This is a genomic window from Thermococcus coalescens (genome assembly GCF_055392585.1).
In genome coordinates, this window is sequence record NZ_AP043764.1 from 1,041,424 (window position 1) to 1,067,233 (window position 25,810).

17 protein-coding genes are annotated in these 25,810 nt (G+C 48.3%); 11 read left to right on the forward strand and 6 right to left on the reverse strand.

Annotated features, from left to right (window positions below; genetic code table 11):
• Positions 1 to 225: 225 nt before the first annotated feature.
• From ACZ5M3_RS05895 to ACZ5M3_RS05910, 4 genes are read right to left on the reverse strand one after another with little or no spacing between them, the layout of a single operon-like run.
• Positions 226 to 3,222 (reverse strand): helicase-related protein, encoded by a 2,997-nt coding sequence (locus ACZ5M3_RS05895; RefSeq protein WP_464840686.1) that lies wholly within the window; start codon positions 3,220 to 3,222, stop codon positions 226 to 228.
• Positions 3,219 to 3,749, reverse strand: a complete 531-nt coding sequence (locus ACZ5M3_RS05900) for a hypothetical protein (protein WP_464840687.1) — start codon at positions 3,747 to 3,749, stop codon at positions 3,219 to 3,221. Before ACZ5M3_RS05900 ends, ACZ5M3_RS05895 begins: the two co-directional genes overlap by 4 nt.
• Complete coding sequence (locus ACZ5M3_RS05905) at positions 3,749 to 7,135, reverse strand: ATP-binding protein (RefSeq protein ID WP_464840688.1); 3,387 nt, start codon at positions 7,133 to 7,135, stop codon at positions 3,749 to 3,751. Before ACZ5M3_RS05905 ends, ACZ5M3_RS05900 begins: the two co-directional genes overlap by 1 nt.
• Positions 7,132 to 10,233: a DUF1156 domain-containing protein gene (locus tag ACZ5M3_RS05910; protein WP_464840689.1), complete on the reverse strand. Its 3,102-nt coding sequence runs from the start codon at positions 10,231 to 10,233 to the stop codon at positions 7,132 to 7,134. Before ACZ5M3_RS05910 ends, ACZ5M3_RS05905 begins: the two co-directional genes overlap by 4 nt.
• A gap of 326 nt (positions 10,234 to 10,559) precedes the next feature.
• On the opposite strand from ACZ5M3_RS05910, the gene ACZ5M3_RS05915 reads away from it, so the two are divergent.
• The 5 genes from ACZ5M3_RS05915 (at position 10,560) to ACZ5M3_RS05935 (ending at position 14,667) form a co-directional block, all read left to right on the forward strand.
• A complete protein-coding gene (locus tag ACZ5M3_RS05915) occupies positions 10,560 to 11,006 on the forward strand; it encodes an ASCH domain-containing protein (protein ID WP_464840690.1) in 447 nt (148 codons plus the stop codon).
• A gap of 65 nt (positions 11,007 to 11,071) precedes the next feature.
• Positions 11,072 to 11,719, forward strand: coding sequence for a hypothetical protein (locus ACZ5M3_RS05920; RefSeq protein WP_156471159.1), 648 nt, complete (start codon positions 11,072 to 11,074; stop codon positions 11,717 to 11,719).
• On the forward strand, positions 11,716 to 12,297 hold the full coding sequence (locus ACZ5M3_RS05925; protein WP_062389052.1) for a hypothetical protein: 582 nt from the start codon (positions 11,716 to 11,718) through the stop codon (positions 12,295 to 12,297). Before ACZ5M3_RS05920 ends, ACZ5M3_RS05925 begins: the two co-directional genes overlap by 4 nt.
• Positions 12,284 to 13,615, forward strand: coding sequence for a hypothetical protein (locus tag ACZ5M3_RS05930; protein WP_062389055.1), 1,332 nt, complete (start codon positions 12,284 to 12,286; stop codon positions 13,613 to 13,615). The genes ACZ5M3_RS05925 and ACZ5M3_RS05930 overlap by 14 nt, the downstream gene beginning before the upstream one ends.
• 32 nt (positions 13,616 to 13,647) lie before the next feature.
• The gene (locus ACZ5M3_RS05935) at positions 13,648 to 14,667 is read left to right on the forward strand and encodes a hypothetical protein (protein WP_464840692.1); all 1,020 of its coding nucleotides are present in this window, start codon (positions 13,648 to 13,650) and stop codon (positions 14,665 to 14,667) included.
• On the opposite strand, the gene ACZ5M3_RS05940 is transcribed toward ACZ5M3_RS05935, so the two are convergent.
• A complete protein-coding gene (locus ACZ5M3_RS05940; protein WP_464840693.1) occupies positions 14,668 to 15,111 on the reverse strand; it encodes a hypothetical protein in 444 nt (147 codons plus the stop codon). It lies immediately after the preceding gene.
• A gap of 2,097 nt (positions 15,112 to 17,208) precedes the next feature.
• Here ACZ5M3_RS05940 and ACZ5M3_RS05945 point away from each other — a divergent pair.
• Genes ACZ5M3_RS05945 through ACZ5M3_RS05955 form a run of 3 tightly spaced genes read left to right on the forward strand, consistent with a single transcriptional unit; the run spans position 17,209 to position 22,021 of the window.
• Positions 17,209 to 17,568: a hypothetical protein gene (locus tag ACZ5M3_RS05945; RefSeq protein ID WP_062389067.1), complete on the forward strand. Its 360-nt coding sequence runs from the start codon at positions 17,209 to 17,211 to the stop codon at positions 17,566 to 17,568.
• Positions 17,565 to 20,309 carry a hypothetical protein gene (locus ACZ5M3_RS05950; protein ID WP_464840694.1) on the forward strand — a complete coding sequence of 915 codons (2,745 nt, stop codon included), beginning with the start codon at positions 17,565 to 17,567 and terminating at the stop codon, positions 20,307 to 20,309. Before ACZ5M3_RS05945 ends, ACZ5M3_RS05950 begins: the two co-directional genes overlap by 4 nt.
• A complete protein-coding gene (locus tag ACZ5M3_RS05955; protein ID WP_464840696.1) occupies positions 20,306 to 22,021 on the forward strand; it encodes a UvrD-helicase domain-containing protein in 1,716 nt (571 codons plus the stop codon). Before ACZ5M3_RS05950 ends, ACZ5M3_RS05955 begins: the two co-directional genes overlap by 4 nt.
• 394 nt (positions 22,022 to 22,415) lie before the next feature.
• Here ACZ5M3_RS05955 and ACZ5M3_RS05960 read toward each other — a convergent pair whose 3' ends face one another.
• Positions 22,416 to 22,784 carry a hypothetical protein gene (locus ACZ5M3_RS05960; protein ID WP_058937718.1) on the reverse strand — a complete coding sequence of 123 codons (369 nt, stop codon included), beginning with the start codon at positions 22,782 to 22,784 and terminating at the stop codon, positions 22,416 to 22,418.
• Positions 22,785 to 23,718: 934 nt separating this feature from the next.
• On the opposite strand from ACZ5M3_RS05960, the gene ACZ5M3_RS05965 reads away from it, so the two are divergent.
• The 3 genes from ACZ5M3_RS05965 to ACZ5M3_RS05975 all read left to right on the forward strand — a co-directional run bounded on the left by ACZ5M3_RS05965 (position 23,719) and on the right by ACZ5M3_RS05975 (position 25,800).
• Positions 23,719 to 24,999 (forward strand): hypothetical protein, encoded by a 1,281-nt coding sequence (locus ACZ5M3_RS05965; RefSeq protein ID WP_464840697.1) that lies wholly within the window; start codon positions 23,719 to 23,721, stop codon positions 24,997 to 24,999.
• Positions 25,000 to 25,032: 33 nt separating this feature from the next.
• Positions 25,033 to 25,212, forward strand: coding sequence for a hypothetical protein (locus ACZ5M3_RS05970; RefSeq protein WP_464840698.1), 180 nt, complete (start codon positions 25,033 to 25,035; stop codon positions 25,210 to 25,212).
• An 87-nt stretch (positions 25,213 to 25,299) separates the two neighbouring features.
• Positions 25,300 to 25,800 carry a hypothetical protein gene (locus ACZ5M3_RS05975; RefSeq protein WP_464840700.1) on the forward strand — a complete coding sequence of 167 codons (501 nt, stop codon included), beginning with the start codon at positions 25,300 to 25,302 and terminating at the stop codon, positions 25,798 to 25,800.
• The last annotated feature ends 10 nt before the right edge of the window (positions 25,801 to 25,810 follow it).

Here is a 25,810-nt window from a genome sequence, read left to right on the forward strand (position 1 = left end):
ACTCACCAAGATACTTTACCATCTTAAGGTAAATAATCTTTTCGGTTCGTTAAACGTTAAGACGCTCTTCAACCCTTGTCGAAAGGGGCCATTGCTTAATCTGCCCCAAGATCAGAGTATCCAAAAACCGCACTTCTTGTCTGGAGTACCCAACAGTCTCAAATTTCCAAATGATTTTATAAAAACGTTTGAGTTTTTGAGACAATAATTAAGAAAACAAGGACCTTAAATCACTTTCAAGACTCTGCGGACTTTTGTTTTCACATCAATCCCAACTGTCCCAGTAATGTCCACATCCTTCCCGTCAATAACAGCGTAAATTTGGGTGTCGCTCTCGAAAGGTCTGAAGATTTTGAGGATAACCGGCTTTTTCCCACCAAGGTTGGCCACGATGTAAATCCAGTACTGGTCCTTGTGCCTCACAGCAAACTCATATTCTGCAGGTGTAACTTCCGCACTCAGCAAGAGCGGCTTGTGGCCCTTCACCTCAATGTACTTTTCACCGGAGGGCTCGACCACTCGTATGTCGTAGTGCTCGTGGAGAGAAACGTCCTCGACTTTCCACTCACCGCTCGAGCCATACTGGTCTTCCAACCTCTGCTTTTCAAGCTCCATGACGATTTCCATCGCCTTCTTTTCACTCCTGAGAATATCCTCAAGTGGGACGAAGTTCCTCTCCATAAGCCTTTCGTATTCCCCTGTTGGTGCTTCAACTTCGTCTTCAGACAGCCCGTAGATATCGAGAATCTCCCCAGGAACATACTTCATGAGATTAAATGCCCGCTCGCTGATGCCCTCCACTTGCATGAGAACATTTCCGACTTCGATTTTTATATTCTTGAAAAGACGCCCTCTCTTCAATCGTCCTCTGGTGAATGCACTTTCATAATCTCTGTATTTGGAGTGAATACTGTACAATCCTTCCCGGGCAAGCTTCATAAGTTGTCCTGTGACTGTAAAGTTCTCGATGTTTGGTTTCGGCCTGCCCATTATCACGAATTCCCTGGAAAAGAGTTCTACCAAGTGTTCAAGCAGTTTGACGCCATACAAAAGCTCCCACCGCCCATTTCTCATCCTTACCAACACAGGATACCGGTGAAGATCACTGCCACTCTCAGGATCAATGACTCTGACGAGGTAAATATGCTCAACTCCATCCAGTCCTTTAACACCAATCCTCACTGGTTCCAGGTTATCAAGCCCGTTCTTCACGACCCCAAAGAGAAGACGGGATATGTCCGGAACGTCTCTTTTATCGAGAACCTCCGTAAGGTAGCGCCTGAGAACCTCGTTTACGTGCTCCAGCTCGAACTCCTCAGGGTTCAAAATACCTTGAAGTTCTTCTCTGACTTGCTTTGCAGTATCTGCGGGAATTACCCGTTCAAGGTTTCTGCGAAGGTTCTTGAGGGTCTGTATAATTGCCCCAGCGTAGCCAGAAAGTTCCCTCTTTATGGACGCCATGACAAGCTCAAATTCTGAAGGTTGCTCTTCCAGAGAGCCACTCCCCTCCGTGTCTTCCTTCCACAATGCCTCGAAATCGCCTTCCAGCATTTGCTTACCAAACACCGGCCTACCAAGTCTCGGACCACTGCCAATGGCTTCGGTTATGTTCATAATCTTCCGATACAGGTTCTCCAGCACGTAAAGGTCTGTCTCAGCGGCGAGGAAGAGTGTGTAGGCCTTGGTTTCTCTCGTCTGACTGAGCCTCCAAACTCTACCGACTCTCTGCTCGAGCTTTATTGGGCTCCAAGGAGCCTCGTAGTTTATCACAACGCTGGCAATCTGAAGGTTCAATCCCTCTGAAGCAACGTCCGTGGATATGAGAAGCTTACCGCTTTTCTCAAACTTCCCCATTTCAGAGTCTACCTCGTTGCTTCCCATCCCACCATACAGAACCGAAATCTCGCTTGAACCCAGCTCAAGACCGTGTTCCTCTGCGAGTATCTTCGGGAGGTTGCGCCTCAGGTAATCAAGGGTATCTTTGAACTCTGTGAACAGAATTACTTTCTCTCCTTGCTTTATGTGGTACGCGGCAATCTCCGCCACCATTCTGAGTTTGCTGTCGTTATCCCTGATTTGCTCTCCCAGCCGGAGAATCCTCTCAAGGGCCATTACCTGCCCCTTATCGAGAAAAGCCGCATACTCATCAATTATCCTGTTAACAAAATCATCAATTTCGTCGAAATCCTCAAGCTCGAGTTCGTCATATCCCAGCCCGAACACTTTCTCAACGTACTCTTTGACTTTCTCAGCGCTTCCTCTCCTCCGCGAGTTTGCACTTTCAGCAATCTTTGTGAGTGTTTTTACAGCTGCCTCGTAGCTTGAAGAGGCCCTCTTCCTGACAAGAACCGCAAGTAGAGCCACGGGGGAGTTTTCTTCAGCATTCTTGAGCATTTCGGAGAGGACGTGATCCAGCTCATTGAAAAACGCTCTTTCCACGTCGCTTATGTTCACCACAACGGCTCCAAAGTAACACTTCTTGAAAACCTCATAACCCTCAAGCTCGTTCACGACTTTCTTTGTCCTTCTCAGAACAAGAGTATCACGCGTCTTCCTGTAAAAGGCGGGTTTGTCAAGCTTTTGATAATCCTTTGTGAGAGTGGTGTCAAGAAGGGCCAGTCTCGCAAGGTAATCCTTCGAGTCACCCCTGTGGGGGGTTGCCGACAAGAACACGACGTTGAGATTCTTACCCCGCCTTTTGATGAGATCCTTCACGAACTTGTACCTTTGAGTGCCAAGCGTAACGTTGTGAACCTCATCAACAATGACAAGATCCCACTCAACATCGAGGAACTTCTCCCTGTGAGGAGAGCGCTTTGCAAGGTCAATCGAGACTACCGTGTAATGACCTGCAGTGTTTCTCAAGGCCCGCTCAACATCGCTTCCGTTCCTGATAACATTGGGACGACCGCCAACCCTTCTTATCTCGTGCTTCCACTGTTCACGGAGAATCTTTGGAGTCAAAACGAGAATCCTCTTTGCTTCTCCTCTGAGCTCAAGGTACCTCGCAATTGCAAGGGCTTGTATCGTTTTCCCAAGCCCGATTTCATCGGCGATAAGAATCCTCACGGGTCTCGTCACCATTGCATGATAAAGGGGCTGGAATTGGTGTTTAAAGGGGGTTATCGGCGGCCCCATTGGAGACCGAAGAGAAGTGTAAAAGAGCGCGGGATTGTGGATAAGAACCTCCCGTAAGAGGGCCTCTTTGATCTTCTCGCTCAAATCCACTCCACCTCCAGGAAGCGTCTTGCGAGATAATCAAGCTTTCTCCTGTTTTTGTATTTCCAATACGTGTTCCTGAACCTTGAAGCCCAGAATCGCAGGGCCATCGGCTCCATTGAGAGCACGTAGTCTTCAAGCTGTCCCCAGTCATTGGGGTCTTTGAGAACTGACATGACAACTCCATAAATCATGAGTCTCAGGTAGGCGTAGTCATCGCGCGTCTTAAGAACAATCCTCTTGCTTCCACTGCACTCAAGCCTCTCCCTCTTTGACGGCGGAAGGTTCAGCCACTTGAGTAGGCTCTCACTGGCTTCCACCTTGAATCCCAACTTCTTGGCAAAATTAAGAAATTCGGGGAGGTAAACCCTCGCCCGGGCCTCAACCTTCCCGGGAACCTTCTTTTGCTCGCCCTCCCCTGTCACATTGAACACAGGCATGAACTCCGCCAGCTTCTGTTCGCGAGTAACCGGCAGGAAAGCCTTCTTGATGTACTTAAGATTCACTTGATACTCCACTGCTCCCTCCATCAGCACTCCTCCTTCTCAAGCCTGAAGATCACCTTACCGTTCAGAGGCCTCAGCTTCTCAAAGAGTAGATCATCCAGTTTAACCTTTTCCTCAATGTGAAGGTTCACATCGAGAATTGCCTTGCCCCCAAGGAACTCCTGCATCTCCTGGAGCAGGTAGGAAAGTACTTCCCTGTCAATGCCCTCGAAGCGGCCTTCCCAGAGCGGCTTTTCAATTCTCATGCTTCCACTGAGGGTTCCCTTAATACTCTCCGGAATCATGTTGAGGATTTCCAGACCTTCGATTTCAAGTATTGCAGTCAGGAGCATGCCCTTATGCTCCTCCTTGAGAGTCTTGGTTTCGATTGTGCACTCTCCGAGCTGTGGAATGAGAGTAACGTCCGCGTACCTCTTCCTCTTGTGGCTGTTCCCCTCAATCGTCGCCACAGTCTTCTTCTCCGGCATTATGAGTGTCCATGTGACCTCCACGGCCTTTCCGTCCTCAAGGTGCACCTCGTAGGAGTCGAGTTCGCCGTGGCTTACCGAAAGCTCAACGTCGAAAGAGTCGCGTCCAAGAGGTTTAATCTGCACCTTTACCTCAACGGGGGCCCCAGGCCTTGCCTTAACCTGAGGCATATCAATGCTGATCTCAAACTCTCCCTCGGTAATCTCGATCTCTTCCCTCTTCTCCACGATGTAGCCCCAGAGTACCGCATCAAAGAACTCGTCCTTCACCCTGCACTCCCCGTTTTCCTCAACGATGCTCCTGAGCGGGATTCCAACACTTGATGAAGGCGGATAAACCTCATACCACGTCTTTATGCGGTAATCCTTGTCTCCCTTTGGCACGATTATGTCCTTCTCGTTCTTGAGCAGGTTGCAGACCTGCCTGTGCAGTGCAATCTCTCTCGGCAGAATGAGGTCCCTCGGCTTAACAGCACTCGGTGGGTTTCCTTCTTCCTCAACATCCGGAACTTCCGTGTAAACCTTCTTGAAGAAAATCTCTCCATCTCTCTCCAGACCGATCTTGAGGTCGAGAATGGCCCTCTTTATTGCATCAGTGAGGTGCTTGTCTTCAATCATGGGCAGGCGAGTGTTCATGCGGATTATTGAGATGACCTCCGAGACAGAGTAGCCTTCGGGCCTCAGAATGTTAATACCAACGTCTTTGAGGAGGTCAACGAGCCAGTCGAAGTCGAACTCGTCCACAATCTTGCCGTTGCCAACGAGGGCGGAGTAAACGTTTTCGACAACCGACTTTGAGCTGGACTGCGCTGTTACGATGCGAACCTCGTCGTTCTCTGGATATGCAACCTTCCTGAAGGAGCTGACAATTTGGGACTCAAGGTCTTCAAGGGACTTTGACCTTATGTCGTTGACCATCTGCATCTGAATCTTAACGACTTCCTCACCGAACTTTCCGTATTTGACTTTGATATCGTGGAGCACTTCATCGCAGGCCATCGCCTTTGCCGTCGTCTCAAGGAGATGTCTGAAACTGCCCTCCTCGGGGTAACATACCACGACAGTGTTCCGGTAAGTTCTCGTTCCGGTTCCGTAGAAGTAGATGATCTTCTTGAGCGTCCTCTCATCAACGTCTTCCCTCACGAGAACCTGGAGCTTGTAGTCAGGAGTATCGTGGAACTCCTGAGGGTCCTTCGTCACGAGGATGTAATTTTCTTTGAAGAAGGTGGTGTGGTCTTCAATTTTGGCACCCCTGCCCCTCGTCGACGTGAGGCTCTTCCTTTCCTTGATCATCCTGTTTGAGTACTTAACAAGCTCGTTCCAGACTTCGCCAAGCCTCATCTCAAGGAGTTCCTTCGCCTTGCTCTCGACCATCTGGGAGACGTTGGCAACGCGCCAGAACCAGAACGTCCCCTCCTTCTTGTTGAGGTAAACGAAGCGGACACTTCCCCTGATCTCCTCCACCGTGTCCCTGATATCCGTTGGGAGCCACCTCTCGGCATCGAAGAGGTTTGGCTCGTAAACGCCGCGGGCGATTGACTCAGCAGTTGGAAAGCCCGGCAACGGCACCGGCGAGTCGAAGGGGTAGGTCTTGAGGAAGACGTACTTCAACGCAATCTCGGCCAGCTTCGGGTTCTGGAAGTCCTTAAACTTGGCACCCTCGAGGTCAGTATCAACGATTGTAGCGTAGTCCATGAACGTCTCGTTCTTGCCAAAGAACATTCCCCTTATCTTCTCGTTCTTGAGGTTGAGGTGATGGGGCATTATCATCGAGGGAGCGAAGCCGGTCTCGCTGTACTTCATCACAAGCTCCCTGACGACGATTCTCGTGATCCTGAGCATGTCCCTCGTCCTCTGCAAGCCAGTCCTCTCGATTATCGCCCTGAGAATGTCCACGTACTCCGGGTGGAACGGGTAGTTCTTCCTCAGCTCCTCCTCGAAGTGAGGAGCATGACCGAAAACGTCGGTGTTGCTTATCTCCGTTCTTATCCTCGTGAGAACCCTCGCCTTCTCGTTCTCATCAACGCTCTTGAAAATCCTCTTCTTGAGAACCTCAACGAGCTCGTTGCTCGCTCCAGAGGTTCTCAGTGGGGAGTAAAGCTCCGAACCGCCGACCCTCGTGACGGCACTCCAAATCGCAAGGACTACCTCCCTGTTGTACTCACCCTCAACCTCGAAGGCCCCTTCCTTCTTCTCCATCGGGAGTGTCATGACCATTGCACTCGAAGAGCCGAGAAGGGCCGTGGAGAGCCTGTCGAAGAAGTTGTCAACGTTCTTCGCATAACGCCTGTCGTCCTCGCTTCCGGAATTGTAAAGGTTGTCGAAGTAGTCCGCGATCTCATCCACGAGGAGGAGAACCCTCTCGCCCCTGAAGAGCTCCCTCAATGTATCAACTTCTGGGACGGTGGCGTTCTGGTCGTCGCGCTCAACGATGTAGTACCTTCCGAGGGCGTGGGCAATGTAGCCCCAGACCGTCTTCACGCTGTAGGGGCCAACCTCAAGGGGCTTGCTCGGCTGGCCGAGCCTTCCCTTACCGTAAACCGGGACGACCTTAACTCCCCCAAGGGCCTTTATCCTCTCGGCAAGCTTCCTCATCTTTGCCTGCTTCTCCGGGTCATGGCCCCTGAGAACCTCGGGGTCGAGTAGTGCATCGGGGTCTTTGAAGGCGTGGTAAACCGTGAGAAGGGTGTGGGTCTTACCGCCACCGAAGAGGGAGTAAATGAGGAAGATGTTGTGCCTCTCACCACCTTCAAACGTCTCCACGAGCCTGCCCAGGATTTCGAGCATTGAATCCGTGAAGTAGGTCCTCCTGAAGAACTCTCTGGAATCGGTGTAAATCTCGGGAGCGCTCCCGCTCACGATGTCGCCGAGCTCCGGCGCAACCTGCATATCAAGGTTCTCGTCCATTACATCCTGCCAGATTTCAAAGGAACCGAGCCTCATAACATTCCACCTCCAACGCTCCTCAGGAGCCTCCTCATAAGAAGAACCTCAAAGTGACCATCCTTCTCAAGCTCGGCCTCAAGCGTCCTCTCGTCAGCCTTCGCCTTCCCTCCAAGGGGCGTGAGAATCTGTCCGTAAACGGCCGCGTAGTAGTCGGAGATGAGCTTCGCCATCGTGAGGGCCTCCTCGACCTCAACGGCCCACCTCTTCCTGAGCCTCTCGATTTCCTCTTCGACCTTCGATCTTCCGAGGAGGGCGTAGTACTCAAGGAGCTGAAGAACGTCAATGCTGTTCCTCGGCTCTGGCTCCAGCGGGTTGAGGCCCTTCGCATAAAGGAACTTCTGGAACTCCTTTGGATCGAGGGCCTTCTTTCCAAGGGTGTCAACGCCGTAAAGCGTGAACTCCTTCTTGCTCTTTGAACCGGTCTCCTTCAGAACCCCAGCCTTCTTCAGCTCCTCCGGGCGGGTGAATGTGGCCAGGTTGAGAAGGATAATGTCATTGGCACTGAGCGTCCTGTTGCCGAAGAGAACCTTGTAGGCCGTGTAAAACACTCCCTCGTGTGAGTTCACGGTCTTTCCACCCTCAACCTCTGCAATTGCCTCAATAATGCCCCTTATGGTAGCTGGATAAACGTGGTCGTTGAGGACCCCCTTCGTTGAAAGTGGACCCTTCGGCGAGAGGACTTCCGAGTATTTTGTAACATCCTCAAGCACAGCGGCCATGACGCCGTAGAGCAGGTCGAGGCCGTTGTAGCCGTACTTGATGAACTCTTTTGCTGAGGCCTTCGCCTTCTCTTCCATCTCCCTCTTGAGGGTTGAGAGCTGGACGGGCTTCCTTTCTCCTGGGAGCTTCCTCCAGACGGCGACGATTGAGGTGTCGAGGCTCAGCTTTCCTCTGCTTACAATGCTCGTCTCGGACTCGGTGTTAACCGGTATCGCCCTCGTTATCTGGAGCTTCGCCCTTCTCCAGCCAGCCTCGATGAGGTTCGCCCAGCTCTCCGGGTCGGTGTGGGCGTAGTAGGTGACGAGAATTCCATCATCCTTGAGATGTTCTCTCATGGCCACGAAGGCCTGGCTGAAGAGGTTCTCGAAGTGCTGGACAGCTTTCTCCTTTTTGTTTTCTTCATCCATAAAGCGACCCGGGTTCGTGGAGACTTCCTTCTTCGCGAACTCCCCCCACTGCGTCTTTATTTCGACCCACTTGGGGCCAATCTTCTTGAAGAACGCCCTCCTGTGGAACCTCGGGACGAGTTTGCCGTTCTCGACGTCGCTCAAAGCCCTCTTGAGCCAGACGTAGTAGAAGTCGGAAAGCTCCGTGTAGGGAACATCGTCAGCATAGGGTGGGTCGGTTACAATGACGTCGAACTTCTCGCCGAGGTTGAGCGAAGTTGCATCACCCTGGAGGACTTTGATGGAGTTGTCAGTGAAGTCCGCGAGGGTTCTCTGGGAGGATGAGAGAGCTGAGGTGAGATACGTAAGGCCTCTCAAAAGACCTCTGAACATTTTTGAAAATGCACCCGAATTAACAAAGATTCCTGAGATTGTAGCGTTTGGCTGGAGGGGGTTTTCTTCAACAAAATTCCAGTTCATCGCAATACCCCTACTCGTCAGGGTGTGAGCCAAATCAACGCCACGGGGATTTGAGACGTGGGCTGCGGTAGTAATCCCGTTGTAATCGGCAAACTTTACCAGTGCCATGCTCAAATACGTCGCCACGGCCTCTGCGTACTCAAAGGCCCTCTCCTTATTCCAGCCCTCTCCGAGCTTCTCATCCTCGACCTTTCTGCCCACTTCCCTTATTAGCCTCACAATCTTAATCAGCGTAAGGAGCTGGCGAGGGTTGAAGTGTTTGTCCCAAGTGGTGAGGCCCCAGGTTATCGTTTTAATGTCTCCTCCCATTCCTCTTGAGCCCCAAGGAGCAACAGGCTCAGTCGGCACGTCCGGGTCCTTTTTCTCCAGCAGTTCCTTGACCTTCTCCTTCGCCTTCCAGAGCTTCTCGTTGTCCTCCCTCGTTGCGGGCTCGAAAATCAGATCCCTCTCCTTGACCTTCACCTTCACGAGCAACCTCTGGCGAGCAAAGCGCTCATCGCCCTCGTGGTACTTCTTCAAAGCGAACTTCACGTAAAACTTGTTGTTCCCTTTAACCCTCTCCGTGTAGTGCCTCCCCTCCTCATCGGCGTACTTAATCACGTTGCCGCAGGCGAGGCAGGTGAGCTGACTCTTTCTCGCCTCAATGTTCGCGGAGGGAACTCTGAAGACTACCCTGTTTCCGCTTATCCTCACGTCGTTCTCCTTCAGCCTTCCGGCCCTTATCGCCTCCTCGACCTTCCGCACGTAGGCCTCGCCCTCAAAGGTGATCTCACCGTTCTTGGTGTCCACCTTCGCCTTTGAAACGTCCCCGAGGATTTCGTTGAGGTCAATCACCCTTATCTCGACCTCATCGCCCTTCCTCTCGGGCTTCATGTAGGCGAGCCTCTTGTAGCCCTTGCCGTCCTTAACGCGAGCGAGCCAGTAGTTGCCGATTGCAGGAGTCCACCGTCCACAGTGGGGACACTTCACCTCCCAAGTTCCAATGTAAACGGCGACGTCATCATCGTAAAGCTCCCTGATTTCGGGGTCGTTCTTGAGCTGCTCGGTTATCCACTTGCCCCACCTCTCAACGTCCTTCACAAGGGGCTTTCCGAACTTCTTCGGGTAATCGAGGATGGCCTTGAGGAAGACGTAAGTCGTGGGGAGAAGCTCAACTGCCGTAACGTCCAGTCCGAGGCGGAGGCCTTCAAGGGGTATGCTCCCAAACCCGGCAAACGGGTCGAGGAGCTTTTTACCCCTGAAGTACTTCTCCCATTCGGGTGGAATCTTTGGATTAACGCGATGGGGAGTCTTTTCATTCAATCCAATCATGGTTTTGAAGCGGTTTTCATCAATATCCTCCAGCAGAAGCGCTCCAGCGATGACTGCCCTCGCTCCGATGAGGGGCTTCCTCGTCCAGTAAAACACCATCTCCCAGTACGGGGGCCTTGCGGGACCTTTTTCTTTTGAGCTTTTCAAATTAACCTCCCAGATTGGGAACCTGGGGCTTTCGATAAATCTCCTCTCCATGTTGGTCACACCCTTGGTGTTTAACACGGCCCGCAATAAATACCTTTTGATGACGGGCGATACATAAGGTAACGCCTGAGATTCAGCATAAAATGCATGAAGTGAAATGCTTATTAAGGGAGTTGCCGAGATGACACTGGTAACAAAAACGAACTCTCTCGCCTGTTCCCCGTTCACGACCCCGGAATGGGGTGTGAAGGGGCGGCGGAGCAGGCGGTCTCTGGCGTCTTTTAATGTTTTCTGCCTTTTAATGGCAGTTATTCCATCAAACTCTGGAACGAATCTGTTTTAAGGATTACAATTCACATATTTCATGGGTGAAAAGCATGGAAGAGAAAATCGTTGGTGTTACCTTTCCTGTCCCGAAGTGGTTCCTTGACAGGATTCTTGAGGGGGACAAGACAGTTTTCGTCAAGCCTTCAACGCTGAGGGTTCAGCCGGGCATGAAGGTCGTCTTTTATGCCTCCAGGGAAGGCCAAGCCTGGCTTGGAGAGGCCGAAGTTGAGGCAGTTGAACAGTTCACGAACGTTGAGGAAATTATCAGGAAATACGGGGACGAGCTTTTCCTCACTCCAAAGGAGCTCAGACAGTATGAGAAGGAGCGGGAGAGGTGGCATTCTCGCGGGAGAAGGCCGAGGCCCTGGATGGTTCTCAAGCTGAAGAACGTGAGAAAGTACCCGAAGCCGGTTAAGCCGCCGAGGTTTATCGCCGTCTCTGGAAGGTACGTCAAGGAGAAGGAGTACAGGGAAATTCTGAGGAAGGCAGGCCTTTGAAAGGTCATGGTTTTAACAATATCAATTCAAAAAATTTAAATCGGGGATTAAAAGATTGCATTAATGTGCCAGTATTGCGGGGGAAGGAGATGGCCCAGGAGTTTCATGACGAGAATGACCTCAAAACCATTGAGTACCTTATCCTGCTTATTTTGGGGAAGGCTGGCGGCGAGATCAGTGTCCTTCACCTACAGAAGATATTCTTCTTTCTTTGGAAGTTCCACCCAGAAGTAAGAAAACTTCTTGAATTTGTACCTCATTTGAAAGGTCCATTTTCCGACGACTTGGATGATTCAATAAAAAATCCCCTTTATGTTGTAGGCTGCTGGAAATACCTACCACCAAAGAACAAATCCCAGGCTGAGAGAGCCAAGGGTGGGTATCTTGTTATCACCGACAAAGGAAGAGAAACTTATAAAAAGCTTATCGAGGGGCTGAGAAAAAAGGCTTTGGAAGATAAAGATGCTCTTGCGTTGATTTCTGCTGTTGAACTTATTGTACCCCTTTATTCGAAGCTTTCATGGGATGAGCTTCTCTTTTTGCTGTATACTGACGAGACAAACAAAGAGTATTCAATTAAATCAGAGTTGTCAAGGGACATCCTGAAGAACGCGGAGAGCATCGTCAATCGTCTCGTTCGGAAGGGTGTAATAACCGAGGACATGAAAGATGCTCTCATCCAAAGGGCGAAAAACGCAAGGTGGATAATATGAAGAGCAGGGAGGCCGTAGTAGGTGACAGTTCGTTTTATATTGCATTCCTCTCCGAAGACGAAATACATGATGAGGGGTTTCTGGCATCACTCCTGAAAAGATATAACTTTTTTATGGGGAAGGTAGTGTACAATGAAATCTCAAGGAAAAACTCAGAATCTCTCAAGAGGATTAAATTGGAGAACTTGGTGGAGCTTGTAGACGAGTATGATTACTCGGCTCTTCTCAGTATAATTGGGGATAAAGTTTTCGAAAAGGGGGAATATGAGAGTGTAGCAATTGCTTATACCAAGTACATTGAGGGAAGTCTTCACTCTCTTATTATGGATGACCGAAAGGCGAGAAAGTGGGTCGAGCAGAATTTTTCAGAGCTGAAGAGATTCCTCCGATACAGCCTCAGATTCCTGGTTAATGCTTACAAAGTGGACAGAAAAATAACGAAGGACGAAGTACTTCATATTCTTTCCAAGGTCATCGCCTCAATTGAAAAAGGAGGCCGACCATTTAATCTGGGCAAAACTGGAATAACTCTTGTGGAACAGCTCCGTAAAGAGGTGGAGCAAAGTGGTGAAAATTGAATTGCATACTGAGGTTGAGGAGAGTGTTCCAGCGGAGGATGTTCCTGGGTTTGTCATTAAAAAGATTGATCTCGGAGGAATTCATCTTGAAACTCCAGTAAGAACTCTTTATTTGGGTACTGACGTATCTGCTCGTGCTCGCAGTAAGATTCTTGACTTAAAAGAGCGAAAAGCGACACTCTTCGAGGTTAACAGGACGATTTACTTGAATAAAAGTTATGACTCAATAATCAAAGCAATCAGAGAAAGTGACGATGACAATATCAGAGACACATTTAAGCTGAGTGAAAAACTGGCCAATTACAATATTGCTCTTCCGATTTCATTTTCCAAGTTCCCCCAGAAGGTCTTTGGAATGGAGTACTTTGAGAGGTTCCTGGATTATCTTCATGAATACTCAACTGTACTGTTCGTTCCACATGTAAGATTTGCCCGTGAAACCGGTGCAACCGCCGTAAATTATGAGGCTCAATCCTTCGTGAGATACGTTGATGGAGCCGTTGAAGTATTGAACGAGTGGAATACCAAGCCAATCTTTGTTCCTCTTGACATTGATTACCCCGCAGAAACTACAAAGGAAATCATTTCACATTATGCCAAAAGGGGATATACCAACATTTGGGTGGACTTCAAAGGTCACACATTCACCAAGAGCCGCTCAGGAAGAATGAGATCTCTTAAAAGACTTATTGATGATCTTTTCGGAGAGGAAAGCAAAAATGTCATCATTTACATCTCAAACATCAAAAAGACACAGAGAGAACATCCAAAGGAAGTTAAACTCAAGCCATCAGATATCTTCGGTACCTTCGTATATGGGGATATTGTAGGTATCCCATGGAAGGGAATTGTATGGCCACCCAAAGAATCAGATGCCGACACTGAGGAATATTGGATCAAAAAAGGTTTTCCGAGCAAGGAGGAGTATGAAGAAGCAGTGTTCAAGCGAGATACCAGCATCTTCGATACAAATTCATATTATTACCTGCATCCGGATAAAATAAATCTCCACGATTCGATCTTGGACAGACTCAGGGAAGAAGTCCTTTCAATGAATATCAGACAAAAATCTGTAGCTGAAAAAATAAGCCATTCAATAAGCAATGCCATAACACTCAGAGAGCTCAACAGACTCAAGAGTAAAGTCCTGTCTGAGGGAACAATTCAAGATTATCTGGAAAGTAGAGAATACTTTGCCACAGCAGGCAAAACAATGCTGGCAAGTATAAGCACCAAGCCAAGGAGACACAAAACAAGTAGAAAGAAAACAGTTGAGAAACCCAGAAAAAATCTGTTTGATTTCATGGACTCCCCATAACGAACCAAAATTTATTCTCTGGGGGAAGTCTCATGCTCCGTTGGAATACTGTAAAGGATGTTATTAATCACATCAAAACCACCCAGAATAAAATCCCAAACGAAGAATCCACAAAGCAACATTTGGTGCTACCGATTCTTATGGCTCTCGGCTGGGATGTCTTTGACCCAGATGAAGTTATGCCAGAGGAGAAAACTGGCGAAGGCCGGCCAGACTACGCTCTTAAGCTGAATGGCAAAACAGTCGCATTCCTTGAGGTGAAGAGTGTAAAGGAGTGGGTTCTGAGGGATGGCAAAATCCGTATGGGTTACCTCAGACAGCTTGCACGTTACTGTTTTGACCGCGGGGTCCGCGTGGGAATTCTTACAAATGGCCTCCAGTGGGTGGTGATAAAATCATTTGAGCCAGAGAAAGGCCTCGAAGAGCGTGTTATTCTCGCCGTTGATTTAAACGCGCAGGAGCCTTCACGGGCAGCCGAGAGATTAAGGTGGCTGTCAAAAGAGAAAATCAATCAATACAATGAAATTCCTGCGGAATACCGGAAAATACCTCTCCAGAAACCTCCAGCAGGCATCGAGCCGCCCCATCCAACAGGGGAGATGCACAAATCGAGCACAGGAACCACAAAGTTCAGAACATTGTACGTTACTGCTTGGGAAGTGGATTTACCGTCTTCTGCGATTGATGTTGACCAGCTGGTAGGGAAAGACCTCAGAGGATACGTTCCCTCCCGCCTCTTCGTAAACTTCAAAGGAAAATGGCAGGAGATTTCAATTTCTCACGCTGAAAACTGGCCGAGAGCAAGGATTGCGTGGAGTAGCATAACCGCGATGGCAGTAAGGTTCCTTTATGATCAGGGCAACAGGGATTTCCCATACGTCGGAAAGTATCTCTCAAAGGAACCTCTTTCCATAAACATACAGTATACGGCAAAGATTGGCGATTGGTACCTTTATGGTCCTGAAGGTGGCAAGCAGGCTGTCGAAACGCTTCATAAACTCGCAAAACACACTGGTACAAAAATCGCGATTGAACTACAAAAGATCCAGTAACTACTCCAGCCGATGTTTTTCCTTCAGCCTTTTTCTCTCAACATCCATCAAGTAGAGTGCCACCATGTCAATTGGGTAATTGGAACGAACGAGCGCCCTTCGGACTCTTCCATTGTTTTCCTGAATCCGCCTGATTACAATTGGCTCCACAAAGTCCTCATCCTTGTAGATTGATTCCACATCCTCGAATTCATCATTGAGATATTCTGCCACCTGCCGGATTTCCCGCGAAACAGTGCCCTTATGCACCCGAAGAATCTCCGAGAGGGCCGCAATGCAGAGTTCTGACTCCATGCAGGGGGCGGAACATTTGGAGCAGACTCCCCCATTCTGCCGCAGATATTGTTTCCACTGAGGCGCATCCTCGAGTACGGTAAGATACTGAATGACCTTGTTGGCCTTTGGGGTCACCAGTATTCGCGGATTAATACGTTCTTTGGCCATCGGACACACCGTTTTTATGAGCCGTGGAAGTGGGTGGTTAAATATTTCGGTTACCTTCTCGGGGCAGCACGTTCGCGGGAGACTGCCAACCCGAGTATGTTCTTTTTTGTGCATCGTCTCGTGTAAACTTTTTGCTTTACACGAGGCTCAGTTGAGAAGCATGATAACACTCAGATGAACCAGGCGCCTACAACCAGAATGTTGATCTTACTCCCAGATACATACTGAATAACATGCTGTGCCCATTCTCAATGCTCAATTATGTTCGTTGAATAACTGGCAACTGTAGATTAAACAGAAGAATTATTGAAACCAGGCATGCAAAAAGACGGTTTCTCCAGGCTTTTTTCACAGTTTTCAGGGTTTCGTTTGTGGCAACCCTCATGATTATGAGCAGCATTGTTGGCGTACAAAGGATAAAACCCCACCAGAGAATAAGATAAAAGGCTTTCCCACACCAGACCAGTGCGCAGTTCTGTACTCTCATAAAATTTTGACTGCACTTGCCCAGTGGGAGTAACGGCGACCATAATCTCACAACAAAAGTTAATCACGTCGAGCTACTGTTCGTGTAAAGCATTCACTTTACACGGGGAGTTGAGAGATACCAGACATCCCAATGTACACAAATGGGCTCTCATTATTTATACGCCAGAAGCTTCGGCCATATACTACCAAAGGAGAACTTCCTCTCCCCTCCAGGCCCGCTGGAAAAGGACAAACTTTTTAAAAAAGCTGTTTTGAGTGGGTTTCCCACTCTTTGGCGAGCTGGGGGTGGGTTTTGTGGTTTTTTCGTGGTTGAGCGGGTGGGTGGTGTTGGCGGGTTTTTTATGAGACTACGAGTTCTCACGGCCCAGATGAGACTTTTCAATTTTCACCGTGTTTTTCCGCCGAAAACGGGCTTTTCCGGGCTTTTTTCACCTTCACCTGTGGGGTGAATGTACAAAGTTGCGATTTCGTGATTTGGAAAATCGGGTTTAAACGTAAGAATTAATGAAAATGAGCGGGTGAAAAGAAGCTCGGAGAAGGCTTTTTTTAACCGTGATTTTCCAAAATGAAAAATCGAGAGGGTGTTTTTGGGGTTCACGATTTCGCGTTACGGAAAATCGTGGGGTTGGTGGTTATGGAAGCAGCAACTGGCAGGGATTCACTCACTCGTGTAAAGGACTTGGTTTACACGCCCCCCACCATCGGAGGGTCTCGTCTTTCTGGGTATTGTTCGGAGGGTCGTGTAAAGAGCATTGGATTACATGTCCTCGTGTAAACGGATTGATTGACACGGCGAACGAGGGCGAGAAACGCTTCCGAAGCATTACCATGAGGAGGAAAAGGTTGTTGGAAAACGGCACTTTGCGTGTAAACCTTTCCCTTTACACGAGATCTCGCTCAGCGGGGAGCACATCATATAAGAAGCCGTTGTTTACTTCTCGGGGAACTCCGGAAGAGTACTCAACCCCTCTCATGGTGCGGGAATAAAAACAAGCCTACCCGAGCTGGGGGGGTTGAGGGCTGGGGACGGGGATAAAAATCTGAGACAAGCACACCCTCAATCCCTCTCTCACCATATATGTAATCGTTATCGCTTTTTTGGAAATCCCGAGGTGTCCCTTCTCCCCCAGTCATGGTGCGGAATTAAGAATAAAAGCGAGCCCGTTACTTATAAGAATTGAAAGATTCATGATCTCTTTGAGTTTTTGAGCTCATGAGTTGCCACGGTTGCCAGAGTTGCCAAGGTTGCTGAGGTTGTCGCAGTTGCCAAAGTTGTCGAGTTGTCCCACCAAAAACAACTCCTGCATAATCCCCTCGGAGATCCCTTATCCGTCGAAATAACCATTTCCCCGGACCTTCACCATATTCCCATTACTGACTCATGCCCCCCACTCTCGGAAAAGTGCTGGCAACCTTTGCAACCTTGGCAACCAGCAACCGCCCGTTATATGGTGGGGAAAACCCGAGGTAATAAGTAGTGGAGTGCTCACACCCCAGCGGCTCGTGTCAATCAAAAGGTTTACACGAAGAAATTTACGGATAAATACGATGACACAGAGATATGTTTATATTGTCGCATAATGGGGGCCCCTTTTGTGGTGTGGTATGATGTTGGATGGAATGAATGCTTCAAGTATGGGTGTTCTGGCTCAGGCCAGGGTGGATGGTAAGGTCTGCAGGGAAAGACGAGGTAGTGCCAATAAAGTGCCATCCTCAATCTCCATCAACTTCTCACGAGAGGTGGAAAGCCTGGTAGGTGGTCTGATTTCAATGAACATCCTTCCAGTAAGTGCCTCAAGAGCCACCTTCGGCAGAGATGCGGTCGTGTTTGCTCTCGGAAGTTATGATGATGCAATCAGACTCTACGAGGATGTTGCGGACGGTCGTAGAGCTTACTCAGGCAAAGTGTTGAAGGTGGGGAATCTTGACCCGGTTTACTACAGTAGAACCGGGGGTGAAGCCAGATGAGTGAACTCACCCCGGGAAAAGTTCTCGCTGATGTTTACAAAGTTATCCAAGACCACCCGGAGGCTGGCAGGCTCGCGATTGAGCTGAGGTTCTACCCGGTGATTAAGTCCGAGTGGGTGCTCTTGAACGACATTGAGGACAAGGCTCGGGACATTGATAAGGTTCTGGCGAAGCAGAACCTCATTAAGGGGAAGGAAGCGTATGTGTCAATGGCGATCCACGGTTTTGAGGCGGTTAAGAAGAAGTTGGAGAAGCTCAGGGAGAGTGTTGAGGAGGGGAAGGTTCGCAAGCTCGGGCTTGAGAACGTGCAGGGCGAGGCGAAGGGGAAGGTTCACCCGACGGTGAGCAACTACACGCTTACGCTGGTCGTGGACGTGGACATTGAGGCAGTTCACAAGTTGAAGGTTGTTGAGGACGTTGATAAGGTGTTTGAGAAGGCGAAAGAGGGCTGGCTTGCCCTTAAGCCGGTGTTCGAGGAGCTTGGTGTGTTGCCGAGGTATGTGTTCTTCACGGGAGGTGGTCTCCAGCTTTGGTTTGTTGCTCCCAAGCTTGAGGATATTGCGGTGATTGACAGGGCGTCAGGCATTGTTCCGAACGTGTTGAATGCTTTGCTTCCGGAGGGCTTCGTGGTGGACAATATTTTCGACAGGGCGAGGATTGTCAGGGCTCCGCTGACGGTGAACCACAAGTATAAGGCTCCGAACGGGGCTCGGGTTGGTGTTAAGGGCAGGCTCATTGAGTTCAATGACGTGAGAGTGTCCCTTTCAGAGGTCCTTGATAAGCTTGAGGTGTATGCAAAGGAGAGGGGTATTCAGTTGGGCGGTCAGGAGAAGGTGAGAGGCGGTCGTGGGTTCGTGAATGTCAGGTATGTGGTTAAGAAGGAAGAGCTGGAGACGTTGGCTCTCAATCTTGCCGATGAGCTTACTCCTTGGTTTAAGAAGGTCAAGGAGAGAGGCGGGTCTTGGCACCACTTGGTCAATGCCATCGGGGCTTACGTTGTGAGGAACACGAACCTCTCGCTTGAGGACCTTATTGGGAAGGACAACCCGGACGGCACTCACGTGGTCGGGCTTTGGGAGATTGTGTTCCAGAGGCTCGTGGAGAAGAGTGCAGAGGATCCGAGTGATTGGGTGAACAGGCGGAATACGATAAAGGACGTTTACGAGAAGCACATTGCAGGTAAGCCGCTCGGCACGAGGGCTTATCTCAAGAAGTATCTCCCGGTGAGCGATGAGGAGGTTGTTGAGATTTTAATGGCCGTCAGGAGGGCCTTACTACCGTTTTTGAAGGAGGTTAAGAAGGTTGACTCTTCGGGGTTTGGTGTTGCTCCTTATAAGAAGACGGCCCCAAGGAGCTGGGATGAGGTGGATGAGGACCGGAAGAGGGCTACGGGTCGCTGGTATGTGTGGAAGCTGGCGTTCAACACGGCGGAGTACCTTTTCACGGACGAGCTCCCCAAGGCGGGCACGTTTTACATTGATGTGTGGATGAAAGAGGGGAAGCGGGAGTGGATGAAGCGGTTTTTCAATGAGGCTCTCTTCAGGTCGTTCATTGAGGACGGGCTCGGCTACAAGTATGGTGCTCCAGTAGAGAGGGAAGAACTCTTCGAGAGGCTCGTGGAAGTATTCAACATCACCGACGAGGAGGTAAGGGGGATTTACATTGACGCAGCCCTCTCGCTCCTCTCTCCAGTAGGCATGAGGACGCCACCGTGCATTGAGGAGTTCATAATGGAGTTCGCGGCAAACGGCAGTCTTTCAGAGGACAAGGTTCGCCACCTCGCCCGGTGGATTAAGTTGTACGCCAAACCGCTCAAGCACTCGACAACTACGACAAAGCTGGTGGGTGCAGGGTATAAGGTAGATATGAGGATGGCGGTTTGGGCGAAGTTGGTCGAGTTCTTTGCAGAGGACGATGAGGTGGCCAGAGAGCTGGTGAGGGTCTTCAAGGAGGAGTATGGGGCGGCGGAGCCCCCGTTCACGTGCATTGGGACGAAGACTTGCCAGTTCTACCTTAATGAAAAAATGTGCCCGTTCATAATCCCAAAGGAGAAGGAAATACTCGCGGTGAGCCTCATTGACGTGCAGAGGCACGAGTCCGACGGTCTCGTGGTTATTGTAGGTGGGGACAAGGAGGTCAGGACTTTCGTTAAGAAGGGGAATGTCGAGTGGGTGAAAAAGACAGAAAGGAGAGAGAAGTATCCGGTTGCGGAGTGGTTCATTGATGTGTTCGCTACGGAGTATCTCAGTGTCTCCCCGGACGACCTCGACGTGGACTTGGAAGAGGTTACAGATATTTTGAAGAGTAGGGCAAGGGTGGTTAAGAGCCGGCTCAACGAGCTCGAAGACATGTATGAGAAGTTTGTCGAGTGGTTGAAGAGGGAGAATGCGGTAAGGGGTGTGCTCCCCTACGAGAAGGCGGACTTTAACCACTTGTTCATAAAGGGTAATATGATTGGTATTCCGCCAGCCCTCGCGGAAGAGTTCTACCGATTCGAGTTGAACATCAAGGGCTCAGAGTTCAGGGAGATGCTTGAGAAGAAGCTTGGTTTCCACTACACGAAGAAGGCCGTAAAGCTGAGTGTGGGTGAGAAGAAGGACGTAAGGCGGTGTTATCTCGTAAGCTTGGAGTGGTTCAGGAAGGTGGTGGGAGAGCCGAATGTGAAGGATGTGATCATGGCAGGTGATATTGCCCTCAGCGGGCTGGTCTATTATGAGAGCGGCGAGGAGGTGGTTGAATGACTGCCTCGGCTCTCCCTTCTACTCCGTATGTTGTCAAGATTTATGGCCCGCCAGGGACTGGCAAGACGAGAGCTCTTAAGAACCTTGTTGAGTGGATGACAGGAATTAATCCAGAGGTTAAGGAGGAACTGATGGAGAAGGGCTTTCCAGAGGAGTTCTTGGAAAGTGTGTTCGGGAAGTATGATGTTTCAGAGATTGCGTTCGTTACGTTCCAGAATTCAGCCCTTAAGGAGTTTGTCGAAGAGAGAATCAATATGAGCCTTGAGGAAGACAGGAGGGCCGGAAAGCCGTTGAGGTATTTCAGGACGGTGCACGGGCTTTGCCAGACGCTCCTTACAGATTTCGAGGTGAGCGATTGGAAGGTGGTTTCGAGGCGCATGGGTGGACTCGGCCCGGAGAGGTGGTTCCAGATTTTCGCGGCCCAGCAGAGGAAGAAGGACCCGAGCTTCAGGTTCGACCCGGACGCGATGGGGGCGGCGAACCCGTTTGAGAAGGCGAATTATCTCTGGCAGGTGAAGAGTAGGGTAATAAACAGAGAGTACCACAAGCTCGAGGGAGAGAAGATTCATCTGAGGATTTTGGACGAGCTTCCACCGAGTTTGCACGACCATTATTTCGACTGGTTGATGTTCAAGAAGGAGAAGAGGATAAAGGACTTCGATGATATGCTGATGGACGCTTATGACGCCCTCAAGGCGGGAGAGATTTATCTCCCGACCAAAGTCCTCATCGTGGACGAGTTTCAGGATTTAAGCCCGCTCCAGTTCGAGATTTTCAAGATGTTGGCAAGGGATAAGGAGTTGGTGGTCATTGCAGGCGATGATTGGCAGACCATTTTCACATGGATGGGTGCAAGCCCAGAGTTCCTCATTAATTACCCAGCGGATCTGGAGCTTATGTTAAAGCGGACGTTCAGGTTGCCCGAGAGGGTGCTCAAAAAGGCTCTCAGTTATGCAAAGGAGAAGCTCAGAAACGGTGTTTACAAGGAGATGGTGAGCACAGGAAAGAGGGGTGCAGTAGGCGTCCTTTATCGGGTTTCGACGAAGAAAGAGGCCGACTTGGACTTGTTGGCAGGGGTAATTATTGGCGAGTTGAAGAGAGGTCACTCGGTCTTTGTTCTCACGAGGACGAATGCTCAGGCGTTGCACTTTTTCGGTGAACTTTACAAGAGGGGGTTCAAGCCGAAGACCCTTAAGAGGTCTTCCCGATGGAAGAAAAGAGTCTCAAAGGTTGGGGATTTCTTTGACGTGATCCATTCAATTATTGAGGTAGAAAGCGGGTCCCCAACGAGGGAGGATTTCAAGAGAGTGGCGTGGGTTACAGGTCTTATCTCAGAAGAGGAGTTCGACGAAGACTTGCCGCTCGTAGAGTATATCAGACCTAATTGGAAGGGGAATATTCAGTTGGATAAAGTTCAGGAGATTTGGGGCAGATTGGCGAAGCGGTTCCTTGAGAAGATCATCAATGACGGCATAAAGCCGATGGAGGGCATTCCAGAGGATTACGAGCTTTACGTGGACACAATTCACGCCAGTAAGGGTCGTGAAGCGGATGTAGTATTCCTCATTAATGAGATGCCCACCCGGAACTGGAGAAAGTATCTCCGGACGCCAGAGGAGGTTGAAGCGGAAGCTCGCGTATGGTTCGTGGGGATGACGAGAGCCCGGAAGGGGTTACTTATTATCAACACGGACAAGCCGTTCACTCTTTGATCTTTTCTCCCACGTTTTGTCCCGATTCTCCAACTCCCTCTGGGGATTGCGTGTAAAGGCAAACGTTTACACGTGTACTGGCACGGTTCGTGTCAATCGATTGGTTTACACGCAGAAGTGTTATTTTCTCTCCCCCAGGAGCACCATCGGATGGCCCAGTCTTTTCTGGGTGTTGTCCGGAGGCTCGTGTAAAGGCAAAGGTTGACACGAGCCCGTGTCAATCAATCAGTTGACACGCACCAGCTGGGGCGCTTCATGTTATTATCACACTCAAGCTCCAGGTGGGCGGTTCGTGTAAAGGCATTGGTTGACACGACAACTCCCCCATGCACCATCGGTGGACCTCGTCCTCTCTGGGTATTGTTCGGAAGAAGAAAAAAGAACTCGATGAAAGTCATATTTCCCTGGCGGTTTTCCCGATAAGGGCCAGGGTTTTCTCCAGCATTACCGTCAGCTTTCGAGTAAATTCGTCGCTGAGAATGAACGAGCCTTCTTTCCCACGTCCGAGAATACCAAGGGCGAGGAGCTTCTTCAGGGTCCTGTAGTAGTTCTTCTTCTCAGCGGGGCTTTTGTTTGGGCAGAAGAGAACCCAATCGCTGGGCCAGAGCCGGCCGTTCTCCTTGATGTGGGTGATGATTTGCTCGGCAATCTCGGCCTCTTTTGGAGTGAGTAAAACCTCAAGGATTGGTTTTTCGTAGAGTTCTACGATGTCTTTGGGGATTTGGATGTTTACGTGGTCCGGGAGCTTCGCCCTTCGGCCCATTGGAACCACCTTTTCATGTTTGTTACCTCTTTGGGTAGATTATATACTTGTATGAGTATATAAGTGTTGCTGGGTGGTTGGTCTTGGATGGGGTGTAGATACCTTGGTGGGTAGATATTGGGGGGCGTATGCAGTTTGGGCCAGCCTATCCAAAACACAAAACTCAATCCAAACTATATATACATGAGAGTGTAAATAAGTCCAAATATCCGCTACCGAAAAAGACATCAAAGTTTTCGACATCAAACAAAGATATCGTAATACAAACTAAACTCCCAAAAATGACCTAATGTAGTCAAAGATTCATCGGTTAGTACATATGATCACAAAATGGCGGAATGTGCTTGGGTAGAGGGAAGATGTATCCGTCATTAAAATACACATTTATGGATAATAACGAACTCAAATCGAGAAAGAATATCCGATATTAAACCCATAAACCACGAAATTCCAAGACCTATTCCTAATATTACTGCTGTATAAAGGGAACTTAAAAGAAAAAGAGAATATTCTCGTACGTATTTCCTCTAAAGGCATATCTATGGTTTTCCAATTAAAGATTCAATATTTCGCAAGAGTTTTTGCCAAAATCTATTCTTATTATTACTGCTGCTATTACTTGGCTAGATTTGGTTAAATTTGACAATGCGTACAGCCCTTAAACCCATTAAATTTTGGTAAACATGCTCACACTTGTAGATCTCTCCCATTAGGGTTACATCATATTCTTGAGGGGTTATTACGTTGCCCAAAGTGTGATTTAAATCAGCTTTGTCAAAAGGAAAAAACAACCAAAGGGTTACTACTGGATAGAAGGAAGAATTCGTCATAGAACGTAATACCCGCCTCTTGAAAAATATGTCGAATTTCTATTTGTTGAGTCATAAGTTGAGGGAGTTAAGATTAAATATCTCAGCCTAGGATTATTATCATAATGCTCCTGAAAGATGTCCTCGATGTTGCTTCATATATCATAGAGAACAAAAAGTCTCTGAAGGTACTAAGCATCTTTCAAGCAGTTATTGGTTATTACATTATTTTGCAGGTAATTTTCGTACTCAAGCCTTTGCTATCCTTCTGTGGCCGATATGATTGTGCAATTATCATGTATACAATGGGATTCATAATATTTGGACTTGTGTATCTATGGTTGAGAGAACGTTCCAAACCCCATCAAGAAAGTGAGAGTTCAAGTTCTCCTGATGAGATCATAAAGGAATACCTCTCAAAGATTTCATGGAGAGAACTAATGGGAACCAGTACCATCACATCAGACGTTCTAGAAAAAGTGTCTTTAGAAATAAGTGATCTGCTAGCAAACCGAGTTAACGAGATGCCAATTTCTAAGGCAATATACAAAATGCTAAGATCAATATTTGACCCCATTAGAATTCTTTCTTCGTTAATCATTTATTTCCTCCTTTTAGCATTGGTGCATCTCTGGAGGAACTCATCAAGCGAGGTTATTTACCATATTCTCGAACCATCGTTCAGAAATTTAGGAGCGGGACTTATTGTATATGCCCTTATCACCATTTTAATAACATTCACCACTGGTCTTCTCTCCCCGCTAGTAAAAGCATTAAATGCAACCAACAACAGATTGCACGCTAATTTTGTTATTAGGTACACTCTCTCAATTGTAATGGCTTCTTTATTCCCATATTTTTCTTTGGATTGGGTTCTCAACCCACATCCCAAACCAGAGGTGAGGACTTTTAATATTCTCTACAAAACTAATAAGGGTGATCCTCCCGATAAAAATCCTCCAAATCTAGAGTTTACTCGCTTTGTCCAAATACTTTTTGAGAGCCATGACAATAAAGGGGATAAATACGCAGTTTACAGCCCACTAACTAGAAATAAAGTCAGCAGGGAGAACTTTGAGAACGCTCTCTGGTATCAATTCCAAAATGCGATCTCAACGACTCCAGGCATAATGAGCTCGGTTTATTTACTCTACAAACGTCCTGAAACAGTATCTCTAGCAATATTTACTATTGAAACAGAGCTAAAATACGATCTAAAAAGGATAAGGAAAAAGACTTCAAAGCATGGCCATGACAAATTAATGGAAGAGACCGTGATAACTGATCCAAAACAAGTCCATGTGCTAAAAATTATTGAAGTTTCGTCTGAATCTGTGGTCCAAGATATTTTAATTCAGATAGGAGAAGAGATATCCGCGGGTAAATTTTACAAGAAGAAAGCATAAAACACAGTTTAAGAAAGCCATGGAGGCGTCTCTATGTTTGGAAATAAGGTTTCAAGGCATAATAATCTCTCCGAACATGTTCCACCAGAAGATAAGGAAACTGAAGAATACATTAAAGGTATGTTGCGGATTATTGAGCCTCTACTAGCCCAAGACTGGGACAGTGAAGCCGATGACTACTGGGATACAGTTGGCGGTATGAAATATCAATAACTAGCTTTTCTAGATATCGTGTGGAGTAGTGATAAAGTAGGCGAAAATAATATAGCCTAATTCTCTGAATACATTTTGGTGATTCAAATGAATGAAGCAGACACAAAAACTATTAGGCTCACAACTGACGCTTACAAAATTCTTTCTGATGAAAAGAAAAAGCTATCAGAATTGACCAAGATATCTTATTCATACTCAGATATCATACTCGCTGGATTGGTTCTTTTAGAGGCTCTGAGTAGTGAACATAGACAAATTGTTTCAGACCTTCTTAAAAAGTTCAAAAAAGCGAGAATTGTCAGCAAATCTGGGGAAGCCAAGATTGATATAGAGGCCCTGTTCAAGGAGTCTACCGAAGAAACCTACGACAGGCTTTCTTCTGAAATGCTGAAAGAAACAGTCACCAGCATTATTAAGTATCTTATTGACAGAGGGTCCCCTGGTGCTGCAATGGAAGTATTGATGAACAACGTCCGCTTGTTTGATGAATATGAAAGAAACCATCTAAGCTTTGAGATATTAGCAGCGATGGCTGATAGGTATCCCTCTCAAAGCCAAGTTAATCAAAAGGATACTGAGAAATTCTAGATTAGTCCTC

What these genes read in the sequence shown, in the direction of transcription:
- ACZ5M3_RS05905 (WP_464840688.1), bottom strand. Translation starts at nt 7,135, where the DNA reads ATGAGGCTCGGTTCCTTTGAAATCTGGCAGGATGTAATGGACGAGAAC.
- ACZ5M3_RS05900 (WP_464840687.1), bottom strand. Translation starts at nt 3,749, where the DNA reads ATGGAGGGAGCAGTGGAGTATCAAGTGAATCTTAAGTACATCAAGAAG.
- ACZ5M3_RS05935 (WP_464840692.1), top strand. Translation starts at nt 13,648, where the DNA reads ATGCTCCGTTGGAATACTGTAAAGGATGTTATTAATCACATCAAAACC.
- ACZ5M3_RS05970 (WP_464840698.1), top strand. Translation starts at nt 25,033, where the DNA reads ATGTTTGGAAATAAGGTTTCAAGGCATAATAATCTCTCCGAACATGTT.
- ACZ5M3_RS05945 (WP_062389067.1), top strand. Translation starts at nt 17,209, where the DNA reads ATGTTGGATGGAATGAATGCTTCAAGTATGGGTGTTCTGGCTCAGGCC.
- ACZ5M3_RS05950 (WP_464840694.1), top strand. Translation starts at nt 17,565, where the DNA reads ATGAGTGAACTCACCCCGGGAAAAGTTCTCGCTGATGTTTACAAAGTT.
- ACZ5M3_RS05960 (WP_058937718.1), bottom strand. Translation starts at nt 22,784, where the DNA reads ATGGGCCGAAGGGCGAAGCTCCCGGACCACGTAAACATCCAAATCCCC.
- ACZ5M3_RS05965 (WP_464840697.1), top strand. Translation starts at nt 23,719, where the DNA reads ATGCTCCTGAAAGATGTCCTCGATGTTGCTTCATATATCATAGAGAAC.
- ACZ5M3_RS05940 (WP_464840693.1), bottom strand. Translation starts at nt 15,111, where the DNA reads ATGGCCAAAGAACGTATTAATCCGCGAATACTGGTGACCCCAAAGGCC.
- ACZ5M3_RS05925 (WP_062389052.1), top strand. Translation starts at nt 11,716, where the DNA reads ATGAAGAGCAGGGAGGCCGTAGTAGGTGACAGTTCGTTTTATATTGCA.
- ACZ5M3_RS05975 (WP_464840700.1), top strand. Translation starts at nt 25,300, where the DNA reads ATGAATGAAGCAGACACAAAAACTATTAGGCTCACAACTGACGCTTAC.
- ACZ5M3_RS05910 (WP_464840689.1), bottom strand. Translation starts at nt 10,233, where the DNA reads ATGGAGAGGAGATTTATCGAAAGCCCCAGGTTCCCAATCTGGGAGGTT.
- ACZ5M3_RS05915 (WP_464840690.1), top strand. Translation starts at nt 10,560, where the DNA reads ATGGAAGAGAAAATCGTTGGTGTTACCTTTCCTGTCCCGAAGTGGTTC.
- ACZ5M3_RS05955 (WP_464840696.1), top strand. Translation starts at nt 20,306, where the DNA reads ATGACTGCCTCGGCTCTCCCTTCTACTCCGTATGTTGTCAAGATTTAT.